The 14,878-nt window shown below is 37.9% G+C and carries 16 protein-coding genes and 1 tRNA gene; 13 read left to right on the plus strand and 4 right to left on the minus strand.

What is annotated here, in order from left to right; translation table 11 throughout:
• Positions 1 to 709: 709 nt before the first annotated feature.
• Positions 710 to 1,387, minus strand: coding sequence for a metal-dependent hydrolase (locus HMPREF1151_RS06950; protein ID WP_009661580.1), 678 nt, complete (start codon positions 1,385 to 1,387; stop codon positions 710 to 712).
• A 105-nt stretch (positions 1,388 to 1,492) separates the two neighbouring features.
• Here HMPREF1151_RS06950 and moaC point away from each other — a divergent pair, with 105 nt between their 5' ends.
• The 7 genes from moaC (at position 1,493) to HMPREF1151_RS06985 (ending at position 9,358) form a co-directional block, all read left to right on the plus strand.
• Positions 1,493 to 2,005: a cyclic pyranopterin monophosphate synthase MoaC gene (gene moaC / locus HMPREF1151_RS06955; protein WP_009661600.1), complete on the plus strand. Its 513-nt coding sequence runs from the start codon at positions 1,493 to 1,495 to the stop codon at positions 2,003 to 2,005.
• Between the two features lie 112 nt (positions 2,006 to 2,117).
• Positions 2,118 to 2,603, plus strand: coding sequence for a tRNA (uridine(34)/cytosine(34)/5-carboxymethylaminomethyluridine(34)-2'-O)-methyltransferase TrmL (gene trmL / locus HMPREF1151_RS06960; RefSeq protein WP_005381877.1), 486 nt, complete (start codon positions 2,118 to 2,120; stop codon positions 2,601 to 2,603).
• A 67-nt stretch (positions 2,604 to 2,670) separates the two neighbouring features.
• Positions 2,671 to 3,039: a YlbF family regulator gene (locus tag HMPREF1151_RS06965; RefSeq protein WP_005378601.1), complete on the plus strand. Its 369-nt coding sequence runs from the start codon at positions 2,671 to 2,673 to the stop codon at positions 3,037 to 3,039.
• Positions 3,011 to 3,943 carry a UDP-N-acetylmuramate dehydrogenase gene (gene murB, locus HMPREF1151_RS06970; RefSeq protein ID WP_005378587.1) on the plus strand — a complete coding sequence of 311 codons (933 nt, stop codon included), beginning with the start codon at positions 3,011 to 3,013 and terminating at the stop codon, positions 3,941 to 3,943. Before HMPREF1151_RS06965 ends, murB begins: the two co-directional genes overlap by 29 nt.
• A 218-nt stretch (positions 3,944 to 4,161) precedes the next feature.
• On the plus strand, positions 4,162 to 5,973 hold the full coding sequence (gene typA / locus HMPREF1151_RS06975; protein WP_009661616.1) for a translational GTPase TypA: 1,812 nt from the start codon (positions 4,162 to 4,164) through the stop codon (positions 5,971 to 5,973).
• A gap of 264 nt (positions 5,974 to 6,237) precedes the next feature.
• A complete protein-coding gene (locus HMPREF1151_RS06980; protein WP_005381927.1) occupies positions 6,238 to 6,960 on the plus strand; it encodes a DUF4198 domain-containing protein in 723 nt (240 codons plus the stop codon).
• A gap of 151 nt (positions 6,961 to 7,111) precedes the next feature.
• Entirely contained in the window at positions 7,112 to 9,358 is a 2,247-nt protein-coding gene (locus HMPREF1151_RS06985; RefSeq protein WP_009661602.1) for an autotransporter outer membrane beta-barrel domain-containing protein, read from the plus strand.
• A 101-nt stretch (positions 9,359 to 9,459) separates the two neighbouring features.
• Here the strand turns inward: HMPREF1151_RS06985 and HMPREF1151_RS06990 are convergent, their stop codons facing one another.
• Positions 9,460 to 9,762 (minus strand): type II toxin-antitoxin system RelE/ParE family toxin, encoded by a 303-nt coding sequence (locus HMPREF1151_RS06990; RefSeq protein WP_038141484.1) that lies wholly within the window; start codon positions 9,760 to 9,762, stop codon positions 9,460 to 9,462.
• Positions 9,749 to 10,018: a type II toxin-antitoxin system Phd/YefM family antitoxin gene (locus HMPREF1151_RS06995; RefSeq protein WP_009661589.1), complete on the minus strand. Its 270-nt coding sequence runs from the start codon at positions 10,016 to 10,018 to the stop codon at positions 9,749 to 9,751. Before HMPREF1151_RS06995 ends, HMPREF1151_RS06990 begins: the two co-directional genes overlap by 14 nt.
• Before the next feature lie 160 nt (positions 10,019 to 10,178).
• On the opposite strand from HMPREF1151_RS06995, the gene HMPREF1151_RS07000 reads away from it, so the two are divergent.
• The 3 genes from HMPREF1151_RS07000 (at position 10,179) to HMPREF1151_RS07010 (ending at position 11,511) form a co-directional block, all read left to right on the plus strand.
• Positions 10,179 to 10,814 (plus strand): flavodoxin family protein, encoded by a 636-nt coding sequence (locus HMPREF1151_RS07000; protein ID WP_009661578.1) that lies wholly within the window; start codon positions 10,179 to 10,181, stop codon positions 10,812 to 10,814.
• A 36-nt stretch (positions 10,815 to 10,850) separates the two neighbouring features.
• Entirely contained in the window at positions 10,851 to 11,309 is a 459-nt protein-coding gene (locus HMPREF1151_RS07005) for a low molecular weight protein-tyrosine-phosphatase (RefSeq protein ID WP_009661575.1), read from the plus strand.
• A 127-nt stretch (positions 11,310 to 11,436) separates the two neighbouring features.
• A tRNA-Arg gene (locus HMPREF1151_RS07010) sits at positions 11,437 to 11,511 on the plus strand.
• A 47-nt stretch (positions 11,512 to 11,558) separates the two neighbouring features.
• Here HMPREF1151_RS07010 and HMPREF1151_RS07015 read toward each other — a convergent pair.
• Positions 11,559 to 11,975, minus strand: coding sequence for a hypothetical protein (locus HMPREF1151_RS07015; RefSeq protein ID WP_009661559.1), 417 nt, complete (start codon positions 11,973 to 11,975; stop codon positions 11,559 to 11,561).
• A 105-nt stretch (positions 11,976 to 12,080) separates the two neighbouring features.
• Here HMPREF1151_RS07015 and HMPREF1151_RS07020 point away from each other — a divergent pair, with 105 nt between their 5' ends.
• From HMPREF1151_RS07020 to HMPREF1151_RS07030, 3 genes are all read left to right on the plus strand, one after another.
• Entirely contained in the window at positions 12,081 to 12,287 is a 207-nt protein-coding gene (locus HMPREF1151_RS07020) for a hypothetical protein (RefSeq protein ID WP_009661553.1), read from the plus strand.
• Positions 12,288 to 12,502: 215 nt separating this feature from the next.
• The gene (locus tag HMPREF1151_RS07025) at positions 12,503 to 13,222 is read left to right on the plus strand and encodes a LemA family protein (protein ID WP_009661564.1); all 720 of its coding nucleotides are present in this window, start codon (positions 12,503 to 12,505) and stop codon (positions 13,220 to 13,222) included.
• A gap of 186 nt (positions 13,223 to 13,408) precedes the next feature.
• Entirely contained in the window at positions 13,409 to 14,725 is a 1,317-nt protein-coding gene (locus HMPREF1151_RS07030) for an RNA-binding domain-containing protein (RefSeq protein WP_009661603.1), read from the plus strand.
• Positions 14,726 to 14,878: the final 153 nt, after the last annotated feature.

Below are 14,878 nucleotides of genomic sequence, written 5' to 3' on the forward strand. Positions count from 1 at the left end.
ATACGGCAGGGGGCGCGATGGCTTCCAAAATCTTCCACCGGCTTTTTCTTCGCTCCGCGAGCTCAGGCCAAAGTCAGATTTTGAAAGCCATCGCGCTCCTTTGAACCTTCTATTAATTTGATCAATAAGATTGTTAAGTTGCTGATTACTCTGGTGACGAGGAGACGGGCTCAGGCCAAAGTCAGATTTTAAACACCCTCACCTCCCCTCTGAACGTCTCGTTAATTTAGTCTATTAAGATTGTTAAGTTGCCTATTACACTGGGGCTCTAGAAATAGAACAGGCCTGTTCTAATTTTTAGACGCATATACAGAGGGGGACGGGTTAGATTTTAGAGGTCCCTAACTTTTTTTTGAGCGCAGATGATACTTAATCAATTAAGAGTGTTAAGTTACCGATTACACTAGGGTTCTAATTTTTAGACGTATATACAGAGGGCGGGACGGGTTAAATTTTAGAGGTCCCTAACTTTCTTTTGAGCGGAGATGATACTTAATCAATTAAGATTGTTACGTTATTTCCAAAATAAAAAAGGACGCATTGCGTCCTTTTTTTGTAAAGTCTATTGAATATATTTGTTTTATGTAGTGATGAAGAGCGAGGAGACACCTGCTTTCGAAATCTGACTTTGGCCTGAGCCCCAGAGGGGCGAAGAAAAAGCCGGTGGAAGATTTCGGAAGTAGGTGTCTTCTTGATGTTCTATACTTGGTTAGCTATTTAATTCAATAGAAGAACCTGGATCGATAATAACCGCAGTTTGGTTGTATTTGCCTTCTACTAGGCTTGTGAATACAGCTGGTTCGCGGTCGATGACAGGCCATGTTTTGTAATGGATTGGGATGGAGATGCGAGCTTTTACATAGCTAGCTGCAAGGGCTGCATCTTCAACGCCCATTGTGTAGTTATCACCGATAGGGAGAAGTGCGTAGTCGATATCGCCAAAGCGGTTTAATAGTTTCATGTCGCTAAAGAGGGCAGTATCGCCTGCAAAGTATACGATGTCGCCAAAAAAGTTGACGATACAACCTGCTGCGTGGCCACCTGGTACACCTGCGCCATGGAAGGCTGGAACGATACGAATAGAACCGAATTCAAAGTCATATTTACCGCCAAGGTGCATCGCGTGTGTACGGCAACCTGCAGCAGCTGCTTTGCCAGCAACTTCAGCTGTAGAGATTACGAGCGCATCGTTAGCTTTAGCGATGAACTCTGTGTCGCCGTAGTGATCATCGTGACCGTGGCTGACGAAGATGTATTGGCATTTAATATCTTCTTTTTTTGCGATGTCCCATGTATTGCCTGTTAAAAATGGGTCGAAAATCATGGATACGTCACCGTTTGTTAACATAAAGCACGCATGGCCGAAATAAGTTAATTTTGTTTTCATAGGAACACTTCCTTCCTCATATATACTAATTTAATTATATTGTATAATAGAAATGGAAAAAGTAAAACTATTGATGTACATTTATACATAAAATAAGGAAATATTATGGAATTAACACATTTTGATGAACAAGGTAATGCGTGGATGGTGGATGTTTCGGGAAAGGACCATACGCATCGCATTGCGGTAGCAGAAGGTTTTATCGCTATCAATGATGATATTTTTGAGCGCATTCAAGGTGGGACGATGAAGAAAGGGGATGTTTTGTCTGTCGCTCAATTGGCTGCCATTATGGGGGCTAAGCAAACGAGTAATCTCATTCCGTTGTGCCATCCCTTGATGCTTACGAAGGTCGAGGTTCATTGTCACCTTGCTGATGGTGAAAGTCCGGCTTTCACAACGGATACACATAATAAAGCGGTTAAAATTACGGCTACGGTTAAGACAACGGGGCAAACCGGTGTGGAAATGGAGGCACTTACGGCTGTTCAAGTGGGCCTTCTTACGGTATACGATATGTGCAAGGCCATTGATAAAGGCATGATTATGGGGCCTACGTATCTCGTTGAAAAAGATGGGGGCAAGAGCGGCCATTTTATTCGAAGTAGCAGTAAATAATCTTAGTGGTGTAGGGCTATTTGTGTCCCACCTAGGAAAAATAGAATTCACTACTTGAATACGTACTTTAGATTAGGTAGAATAATATAGATATAAGAATAGAGGGAATAATATGGAAATTGTATTATATGAACCGGAGATTCCTGGTAATACCGGTAATATTGCACGCCTTTGTGCGGCAAATCATATGACCTTGCATCTTATCAAGCCATTGGGTTTTTCCATTGATGACAAGCACGTTAAACGAGCGGGCCTTGATTATTGGCATTTGGTAGATGTACAGGTACATGAAAATATAGAAGAACTATATGCGAAATATCCTGATCGTCGTTATTTTTATGCTACTACAAAGGCAAAACATGTGCATTCTGATGTGAAATTTGAAATCGGTGATATGCTCGTGTTTGGTCCTGAAACTAGAGGTTTACCTGAAAGTTTATTAGAAGGTAATGAGGAAACGTGCATTCGCATTCCTATGGTGGAAGAGGCTCGGTCTTTAAACCTTTCTAATTCTGTGGCTATTATTGCCTATGAGGCTATGCGTCAATTGGATTATCCAGATTTGAAAGAAGTTGGCAATTGGATTAGCCATAAGTAAAATAATGTATGATGTTCGTGAGACTTAGCTTTCACAAAGAATAGTGTATACAATAGGGGGAATGAATATGAATTACGATAAAGCCCATGATTTAGCACACGCAATGCGTGAATCTGAAGAGTATAAAGAGTTGATGCAAGCGCAAGAGGCTGTGAAAGCTGACGCAGAAGCAACTGCATTGGTGCGCACATTTATGGCTCAACAAATGCAATGGGAATATGCTAAGTTGTCCGGCGCGCCTGAAGCAGATGATTTGCAAAAGAAACAAGAGGAATTGATGCCTCAAATTCAAGCAAATACGGCAGCGGCTAATTATTTGCAAGCGCAAATGCGTTGGAGCCAAGTATCTAATGATATTTATAAAATCATTAGCGAACCAATCACTGAGGGGATGAAAGTGTTAGATCATGGGGAAAAACAACAACCACAACATTAAGGCCTTACAGACGGCTTTATTAGAAACATTACCAAGTACACGTGTACGAGAAGAGGAATATTTACGTCATCATACGACCTTTAAAATTGGTGGTCCTGCTGATTTGTTCGTTGAGCCTACAACGATGGCTGAATTGAGCTTTGCGCTTCGCACCATTCACGAGTTTGATGTGCCTGTTACCATTATTGGTTGCGGATCCAATATTCTCGTGAAGGATGGTGGCATTCGCGGTGCTGTTGTATCTGTTCGACATATGACACAAATTATGGACTGCAATGATAACGTATTGTGTATCGGTTCTGGGTATATGTTGAAAGACGCTTCTGAGTTCGCATGGGAAAATGGATTGACTGGCCTAGAGTTTGCCATCGGTATTCCAGGTACATTAGGGGGTGCCGTGTTTATGAATGCTGGCGCTTATGATGGGGAAATGAGCCATGTCGTTACAGCTGTTCGAGCTGTAGATTTTCAAGGCAATATCAAAGAATACGATGCATCGCATTTAGATTTTGGGTATCGTCATAGTGTATTCCATGATAATCATGAGGTTATTGGCGAAGTGATTATGACGCTTAAACCAGGCGATAAAAATGTTATCAAGGCTAGAATGGATGAGCTTACAGAGAAACGCGAGTCCAAACAGCCTTTAGAATTTGCTAGTGCTGGATCCACCTTTAAACGCCCACCAGGGTATTTTGCAGGAACCTTGATTGAACAAACAGGCCTAAAGGGATTATCCGTAGGAGATGCGCAAGTATCCCATAAGCATGCGGGCTTTGTTATTAATACAGGCAGTGCTAGTGCGAAGGATGTACTCGATTTAATTGCTGAAGTACAACGTCGCGTATATGACCAACATGGTGTGCATCTTGAACCAGAAGTACGTATGATTGGCGAAGATTAATACAAACTAAATACTCATACAAGATTTCTTATGAACCGTTATCCTTTTTTAGGTATGATGAATTCATAAGAAATCTTTTTTTATAGTGTTTTCTTTGACATGATTGAATTAGTTACGTTATAATTAAGTGTTGCCAATTTTGGGAATATACCTATATAGCGACTTTCACAAGCGTTATATGATATAGAATATACTAAAGGAATTAAAGGGAGGATCTTATGATTCGCGAAAATCTTCGTAATGTAGCGATTATCGCCCACGTTGACCATGGTAAAACTACTTTGGTGGACGCATTATTAAAACAAAGCCATGTGTTCCGTGAAAATGAAAAGGTAGCAGAACGCGTAATGGACTCCAATGATTTGGAACGTGAACGTGGTATTACTATCTTGTCTAAAAACACTGCAGTTATGCATGATGGCATCAAAATCAACATCGTTGATACTCCAGGCCATGCTGACTTCGGCGGTGAAGTAGAACGTGTACTTAACATGGTTGACGGCGTATTGCTTCTCGTAGACGCTTACGAAGGTCCAATGCCTCAAACTAAATATGTTTTGCGTAAAGCATTAGAACAAAAATTGAAACCAATCGTTGTTATCAACAAAATTGACCGTCCTGACCAACGTGTTAAAGAGGTTGAAGATGAAGTTCTTGAATTGTTCATGGAACTTGAAGCTGATGATGACCAATTAGATTTCCCTGTAGTATACGCATCTGCTCGTGCTGGTGTGGCTAAAACTAACTGGGATGACGAAGCTGTAAATATGGAACCATTGTTTGAAACATTGATTAAAGAAATTCCTGCACCACAAGGTGATTTGGAAGGTCCTCTTCAATTCATGGTTACTACACTTGATTACGATAACTTTATCGGTAAAATCGCAGTAGGCCGTATCGTTCGCGGTAAAATGAAAACTAACCAACAAGTAGCTATCATGACTGGTGAAAGTACTCGTAAAGCGAAAATTGGCCGCGTATATACATACAATGGCTTGAACCGTGTTGAAACTGATGAAGCACAAATGGGTGATATCATTGCGTTCGCTGGTATCGACGATATCAATATCGGCGAAACTGTAGCAGATGCTGAAAATCCTGAAGCATTACCATCCATCTCCATCGACGAACCAACATTGTCTATGGTATTCTCCGTAAACAACTCTCCATTCGCAGGTCGCGAAGGTGAATTCGTTACATCCCGTCACTTACGTGATCGTTTGTTCCGCGAAGTAGAAACTAACGTTTCTATGAAGGTAGAAGAAACTGATTCTGCAGATGCTTTCAAAGTATCTGGCCGTGGCGAATTGCATTTGGCTGTATTGATCGAAACTATGCGTCGTGAAGGCTATGAATTACAAGTAGGTAAACCTCGCGTAATTTTCAAAACTATTAACGACAAATTGTGCGAACCATTAGAAGCATTGACTATCGACGTACCTCAAGAATTCATGGGCACTGTAATGGAAAATCTTGGTCAACGTAAAGCTGAATTGACTAACATGGTTGAGTTAGCTGGTTACCTTCGCATGGAATTCGTAATTCCTGCACGTGGTTTGATCGGTTTCCGTGCACAATTCTTAACAGCTACAAAAGGTAATGGTATCATGAACCATGTATTCCATGGTTATGCACCATACAAAGGTGAAATTCCTTCCCGTACACGCGGTGCCTTGGTAGCATTCGAAAATGGCGAAACTACACCATATGGTTTGAACTCTGTTCAAGACCGTGGTACATTGTTTGTTGGTCCTAACCAAGACGTGTATGCAGGCCAAGTTATCGGTGAAAATACTCGTGAACTTGATATGGATGTTAACCCATGTAAGAAAAAACACGTTACTAACATGCGTTCTAGCTCCTCTGATGAAGCGGTTCGCTTGACTCCACCTCGTATCTTCTCCTTGGAACAAGCTCTTGAGTGGATCAACGATGACGAACTTGTTGAAGTAACACCTGAAAGCATTCGTATGCGTAAAACAATCCTTGATCGTGCTGCACGTGCGAAAGCTGCAAAAAATAAAAAATAATATCTATACAAGATATATGAAAACGACACTCCTAGTGAGTGTCGTTTTTGTATTTTTGTAAGGTTTAGGTATTCCTATTTATTATATGCATATGAATGTTAGATGATAAATTTATCATTTATGATAGATAAGCATAGTAATGCCTATATATATAAAGTATGCATAATAGCTTGATTATACGGGTATAGGTATATACGAAACCTCCATAAATTTGTATAATAATAGCAAGTTTGTTGATATAAGTTATTGATTATGGAGGTTCTTATGAATAAGAAATTATTAGCATCCTTATTTGCTGTAGGTTTGGCTGCAGGTTTTGTATGCTCTTCCGTTGACGCTCATGGTGTATTCTTTGCTAACCGTACCGATGAAAAAGTATTAGTTCTTGGTGAAGGCCCGGTAGATAATGCCTATAGTGCAGATATGGTGAAAAACATTACTGGCTATGATGTACAAGGCAAACAAATTCCAGTACAAGTTGTTAAACATGAAAAAAATATAGCTATTGTTCCACCAGCAGATCTTGGTGTTACAGTAACTAATTTTGACTATGGCTACTGGACTAAAACTAAAGATGGCAAAATGATTCATAAACCAATTACAGAAGTACCAGGTGCTGTTAAGAGTACACATGCTATCAAATATGATATTCACTATTGGAATGCACAAGCAAAACCTTTCGTAGATAAAAATGCATTTATCCAAATCATTCCATCTGTTAACCCATTAACACTTAGAAAAGGCGATACTTATGAAATTCAAGTATTGAAAGATGGTAAACCTTATGCAAATGCACCTCTTATTAAAGATTTAGTCAATGATTTGACTGGTGAAGCTAAAGCTGATGAAAACGGTAAAGCTACGGTAGCGGTTACTGCTGATGGCTTAAATGTAGTGGGCGTAGAAGTAGCATTCCCTACACAAAATAAAGGGGAACAAAATAAATACTTTAGTGCATTGTCATTCCTTATTTCTCCTGAAGAATAATAATTAGTATTTTCTAGTACTTACCGAGTGTGTGAGTTAATAAAAGACCTCCTAAGTTGGCCTTAGGGGGTCTTTCTATGTTTTTGAGTGTATATAAACCAGTCTGTTGAGAGTGTAAATTAAGACTGGCTAAGAAAGAAGAGAGAACTTTATGAAATTATATCGTCATGTATCGGCAGTCATGGCTGCTTTAGTGTTAACAGGTTTATCTTATTCTGCTGGGGCTACTGATATTAATGTATCAAGTGATAAAGCAGAAGAATTACTTGGTTTATCCATGGGGTCCCCTACACAAACGCAACCAGAGGTTAAGCATTTTGAAGATACATTAACTGTTAATGTACATGGTAAAAGCTTGACCGATGCAGGTAAAAGTAAAAATGTAACAGGTATCTATAATGGATTTGGATCCCAGTTAACGGTAGATAAGGATTTAGTGGTTCGTCTTAAAAATGATGCGCCTGCTTCTAAACGAGAATTGGGTCATTATTATATGAGTGCTGTTTATGCTGGTTACGGCGGTAAGGTACCACGTCTTAGCAAGGATAATCCGGACCGAGATTTTGGGGATACTAATATTCATGTTAAAGGCAATGTAGATATTGATGCTATCGGCTCTGGTTTACAAGTCAATCAACGAGGTCATATCCTTGTTGATGGAGGCGGTAAGATTATCACGCATCCTGTAGAAACATCTGATACCTATTCTGTAGTAGCAGAAGAAGGGGATGTATATGTTAATGCAGGCGCTGATGGCAAACATCCAGGTACTAAGGACCTAGTTGCTGTTGGTAATGTGGGACTTATCAACAAGGACTATGGCCGTGATCCAAATCATAATGTTGAACCAACTAATATAGCACTAGCTTTCACAACACCTAACTCTAGCCTTACCGGTGCTGTTTTGAATGAATATGCTGAAAGCAATAAAAATCCACATAATTCTGGTGCGGATATTTATCTACAAAATGGGGCTACTTGGAATAATGAATGGATTGGCATGGAACGTCCTACGCCTAAAAAAGAACGTCCTTCTGGGGATAATGAGGCGTACCTATATAAGGGCAGTAAAGTACGTAATCTCGTAGGTGGAGCAAATCCAACTGCAGCAGGTATCATTCATCCAATCGATGCACGTCCAATCACGATTCAAAACTATAGTGGCTTTGTGAATGCTGATTACAAAGCAGGTACACCAGCTAGTGAAGAAGGTAAGGGGCAAATCATTATCCAACATGCAGCTGACAATAGCCATGTAATGGTGCAAGGGGATAGTGCTAAAAACTTAACCGATGATGCTAGCTATCGTGCTGAAATGCAATCTTTGGCTAATAAATTGCAATACACTGGAAATGATAAAAAACTAGCTACCGCAGTTCAAATCAATGAAGGCATAACACGCCCTGCAGCTGTTGCAGAACTTGGTACAGATGCGTTTGATGCGCAAGGTAATCTCGTTGTAGGTAATACAGCGACTGTTAAACACGCTGGGGAATCCTCATTGGTAAGCGGTACAAAATCCGCTCTTGCATCTACGGCTATGGCATGGCGTAATAATACAAACGATTTACAACGTCGTTTAGGCGACCTTCGTTTAGCTAATACAGATCAAGGTGTGTGGGCTAAATATATTGGTGGTAAATCAAAGATTACAGATGGCGCTGATGCTCGTATGACCTATAATGGTGTACAACTTGGTTACGACCATAAGGCATCTAATGGCTGGATCTTTGGCGGTGCCCTAGATTACAGTACATCTAGCAATACCTATGCCGTTGGCAGTGGTGATGGTAAAATTGGAGGCCTTGCGTTATATGGCACAAAACAACATGATGATGGTCGCTATCTAGACATCATCGCTCGTGGCAACCGTTTGTCCAATAATTACAAACTTTATTCGGTAGGCGGTCAACGTGTGAACGGTGATTACCACACATTTGGCACATCCTTGAGTGCTGAATACGGTAAACGCATTAAGAAACAAAATGGCTTCTACATCGACCCTAGCGTAGAATTCATCGTAGGTCGTTTGAATGGCGTATCCTATGATGCTAATATTGCTGGCGGTGGCTCCATGCATGTGAAAGCTGACGGCGTTAACTCTGCTGTAGGTAGATTAGGCTTTGGCATTGGCAAAGAAACAGAAAAATCCAACATCTTTGCAAAACTCGCATTGGCTCATGAATTCTCTGGCAAGATGAATACAACCTATTCCGCACCAGGCAATCCAACAGTAAAAACAGAACTTGATTTGAAAGATACTTGGCTTGATGCTGAAATCGGTGGCTCCTGGAGTGTTCGCCCTAGTACATACCTATATGGCACATTTACGAAAAACTTTGGTGCTACTATAGATAATACATGGCGTATCGATGCGGGGGTACGACATAACTTTTAATTGAATATATGAAAAAATGTAGTAGCCTGAAAGAGAGCTACTACATTTTTTGTTTATAAGATAAAAATTTTTTGTTTTATAATATGATAATTGATTATTTATTAAAAATTACTAGGGGTATATTTTACGGCGATGATATGTACTTCTTTTTCATTATCTTTAACTGCATAAACGATAGTGTAATTTTTATAAAAGAGCTGTCTGTATCCTTTATTACGATATTGACCAACTTTTCGTAAACTGCCACGTGTTGGATAGGTTTCAAGACTCAAAATCATTTGAAGTAAATCACTATATATTTCTAGTGCAGTATTTGGTGATACAAGCTTATCTAGAATGTACATAAATATATTATGGAGGTCCGATTCTGCAGAGGGGAAAATTGTGACTTTATAGGTGTCCAAGATACTCCTCCTTTAATTCTGAAAAGAGGGTTCTTGCATCTTTTCCATGCACATGATTAGCTATATCTGATTCATATTGTGTTATTGCTTTATCGATTTCGTTAGAGCGTGTTAGTGATTCGTATGCTTCCATACTCATAATAACAAGTTCACCGTATCCGTTTTTTGTAACGAAAATAGGATCATTAGATTCCTTACACATATCCATGATTTCATTTGTATTGCGTAAGTCTTTCATAGGTATTATTCTTGGCATATTTTCACCTCCTAAAATAATCTTAATTATGCCTTTATTATGTCATAATTAGTGTATTGCAGCAAGGAAATCTATTAATTTAACAAATTCACATTTCTATGCTAATATATAAAAACTAGAATTTATAAAACTTCTTAAGTAAGAATTAGGAGGCTACAATATGAAAGTTTTAATCGTAAATGGTAGTAGTCATGTGAATGGCACGACTATGCAAGCTATACAAGAGGTACAAAAGGTATTCAGTGATGCTAATGTAGATACAGAGGTCATTCAACTTGGCAATAAACCTATTCGTGATTGTATTCAATGTGGCTATTGTTTTGAGCATGGTGAATGTGTATTTAAGGATGATGATGTAAATTCTTTCGTAGAAAAAGCGAAAGATGCAGATGGTTTTATCTTTGCAACACCTGTATATTATGCACATCCAAGTGGTCGTATTTTATCCTTTTTAGATCGTGTATTTTTCAGTGCAGAAAATGTAACACCAAATCCATTTGCCTTTAAACCAGGTGCATCTATTGCTGTAGCTCGTCGTGGTGGTACAACGGCGTCCTTTGATGTACTCAATAAATACTTTGGTATTTCTCAAATGCCAATTGCAGGCTCTACATATTGGAATATTAGCCATGGCCTAGTAGCAGCGGATGCTAAACAGGATGAAGAAGGGATGCAAACTATGCGCAACCTTGCACGTAATATGATTTGGATGATGCGTAGCTTTGCGGTAGCCAAGGAGCAAGGTGTGCCATATCCAGATACAGAGAAAAATGTATCTACGAACTTTGTACGTTAATAATTTGGCACTTGGTGTGGTGTTAAAGGAGATATAATGGTTAATGTTTTATTTATCTGTCACGGAAATATTTGTCGTTCTACGATGGCAGAGTTTTATATGAAGCATATCGTTAACGAGGCAGGTTTGACTGATTCTATTTATATCGAATCTGCTGCCACATCTCGTGAGGAGATAGGAAATGATACTCATTATGGTACTAAACAAAAATTAGATGAAATGGGTATTCCTTATACTCGTCGTAAGGCGCGCCAAGTGACAATGGATGATTACCGTAAATTTGATTATCTCATCATCATGGATGAAAATAATGCACGAAACTTACGTCGTATTATCGGTGATGATGTGGATCATAAGGTGCATAAGGCTATGACCTTTGTTGGTGAAAGCCGAGATGTAAAAGATCCTTGGTATACGGGAAACTTTGACGAAACCTATGATGATGTCAGTCGTAGCTGTGATGCACTCTTACAGATCATTAAAAAGAATATGTAAAATAATACGCCTCTATTATTATTTCATCGATTAGCTAATGATAGGGGCGTATGTTATATGTCCATGTGCTAATATACTTTATACTATCGAAGCATGCTGTAATATGGTATAATTCTTTAGTACACATGCGCCTATAGCTCAGGGGATAGAGCGCCGGTCTCCGGAACCGGGTGCGCAGGTTCGAATCCTGCTAGGCGCACCAATAGCAAACGGCTTCTCGAAATTTCGAGAAGCCGTTTTTATATGTTACTATCTATATTTATTACATTGAATTCCTCTAGATCTAAATTCTTTCATGAGTATGTCTATTGATTTATCAATAATTTCTTCGTTAGATATATATACCATTTTTTTGTAATAGACAGTACCATCAAATTCTATCCAACGACTTGTTTTACCATTTATTTTGCAAATCTTCATTCTTCCGGCCCAGCTACCCATGCTGCGGAATTTTTTGCCTTTAGAGAAACGCACTTCGCGAATATCTTTTAATTTATAGGCTCTTCTTACTAAACCAATGCCTATAGAGACTTGATCATCTTTAAAATAGAGAAGTTTATAACGTTCTTCAGGCGGCATGGATTTAATCATAGATAAGTTATAAGTCGCAAATGTCACGGCAATAGCAACTAATACAAACATTAGGATTAGTATATAGGTTCCCATACTTTCAAGTCCTCCTTTTCTTTATTATAATAAATATAAGTGGTGTACGAAATAATTTTTATCGTTAACATTGAAGCGTTATTTGTATGTATTAATAGGAGAGAAATGAATGGACACACATGCACGAACCGCAAAAGGGAAACAAGAAAATTAGTAGAAGAGAAATTAGCGGCTACTCCTAGTACTGATGATGTACTGACATCAGTGTATTGGGAATTTTCTAATCAAGAGTATATGAGTAATGATGCTTTCACCTTGGATATCATCAATTATATAGAGGATAATAAAGCGAATTGGAATCCAATGGCATAGCTATTAATAGTCGAAAGGTATGCATCGTTTAGATGGCGAAACTTCAATATATCGGCTTATAACAGGTTCATAAAATGTATTCTATAGTTTGTACTTCATGAATGAAATTTCATATCAGTTATATATTTGATATGGTATAATGTTACCAAATTATTCATGTTGTTCATGTTAGTTTGGTTTTCATTATAGAATTACAGATATGGAGAGAGGATTATATGAGTTCATTAATATTTCTGCTGATATTAGCATTGGTAATTTTCTTTATTAAGCAATATAATGCATTGCAAAAATTAACTGTAGAGATTAAAGAAGCTCGCGCTAATATTATCGTAGCCTATGAGAAAAAGGTAGCTATTATCAATCAATACTCTGGTTTAGTTGATGAATATGGCGATTATGAGAAATCTATTCAATTAAAGGTGTCTGATAATTTCTTGGAAATGGCACGTGCAACGGCTAAGGCTGTTCAAAATATTACGGCGTTAGCTAATCAATTCCCAGAGTTAAAAGCAGATAGTCAATATGGTAAATTTTTAGAAGCGATTAGTGAAAATGAAACTTTCATTTCTAATAAACGCGAAATTTATAATTTCCAAGTAAAAGAATACAACAGTGCTATTGCGCAAATTCCCATGGTATTCGTAGCTGCTATGTTGGGCTTTAAACAAGCGCCATTCTTTGATCCTAAGAATGAAGAAGCTCTTGCAGCATTCAGCGGTGCAGATCCTGAGGCTATCAAAAACTTAGCTAAAGAAGGTACTGATAAACTTAGAGATACATTCGATAAGAAACCTGCTGAATTTAAACCTCAAGATAAACCTGAACAATCTGAACAACCAACTAGTGTAGAAGAATTAGAACAACAAGTTTTAAAACAAAATGAGCTTGGTAAATCTGTAGATACAGAAGAAACTAAGCAAGATGATAAAAAATAATTTATCTAACTATAAGGGACTATACCTTATGCAAATATATTGCATGTGGGTATAGTCCCTTTTGATGATTATTGGGAAATAATGAAATATATTGTTTTCTAATCATTAAAATAGTACAATGTGATTAGATTAGATTAGATTAGATTAGATTGGATTAGATTAGATTAGATTAGAAAGGAGGTTTATATGTATAAAGAATCGGAAATAATAGAGTTGAAAAGAGAATATACAACGGATATTCGAAAGGAGATTATTGCCTTTGCTAATACTAATGGTGGTACTATTTATGTTGGTATTGATGATAATGGCGATATTGTAGGTATAGATGATTGTGATGCTCTTATGTTGAAAATAGGTAATTTAGTGCGAGATTCCATTAAGCCAGATATTACTGCATTTATTCATTACGATAATTTGGTAGAGCATGATAAAAATATATTAAAAATTACAGTCCAACGTGGCACGTTAAGACCTTATTATATTCATAGTAAGGGATTAAAACCTAGTGGTGTATATGTGCGACAAGGTTTCGCTTCTGTGCCAGCTAGTGATATGTTAATTAAGGATATGATTCGCGATACTGACGGAGATAGTTACGAAAGTGCTAGATCCTTACAACAAAAATTAACATTTAAACGGTTAAAACATGAATTTGATGGTAAAACTCTAGCCTTTAATGATCTGCAAAAAAGAACCTTAGGAATTACTGAATTTGATGATATTTATACCAATCTGGGGTTGCTATTGTCTGATCAATGTCCTCATGAGTTGAAAATCGCAGTATTTCAGGGAACAGATGGATATATTTTTAGAGATAGGCGTGAAATCAGAGGGGCCTTATTAGATCAATTATATGAAGCGTACGAGTATATAGATAATCGAAATGCAGTTAAAGCCACTATTGAAGGGCTTCATAGAAAGGATAAACGAGATTATCCACAGATTGCTATTCGTGAAGCATTATTAAATATGCTAGTTCATAGAGATTATTCGTATATGGCCAGTCCAACCATAGGCATATATGATAATCGTATTGAGTTTACATCGCTTGGCGGGTTGCCACCTAGAACTAGTTTAGACGATATTTTATTAGATGGGTTTTCATTGTGCCGGAATCCCAAATTAGCTAATGTATTTTATCGGTTAGAATTAATTGAAGCCTATGGGACAGGCTTACAAAAAATTATGGATGCCTATAAAAATAAAACGGTTAAACCTCAAATTATTGTGACTACTAATGCATTTAAATTAATATTACCAAATTGCAATATCGATGAGCCTATATCTGAACACAATGTACCTAAAATTAGCTATCAGCAAGAAGAGCAGATCATTAATCTAGTTCGTGATTGTGGAAGCATCAAACGGAGTGATGTTGATACAGAATTAAAAGTAGCACAGGCCACGAGCGGTAGAGTGTTACGACGATTAGTGGAGAAGGGGCGACTTAAACAGATTGGTAAGGGACGTTCTATACGATATATTTTATCCGATACAATGTAAATATATAGAATAGGATATTCGATACTTTAGATAATATATGTAAATGTGACTATAGTAACACAAAAATTATTGAGAATAATATACAATAAAAAGTATAGTATCCATATACAAAATCTGAACTGCCCATTTGGAACGATAGGGCCATATGGATAT

It is taken from the genome of Veillonella sp. ACP1 (genome assembly GCF_000286635.1).
GTDB classification, from domain to species: domain Bacteria; phylum Bacillota; class Negativicutes; order Veillonellales; family Veillonellaceae; genus Veillonella; species Veillonella atypica.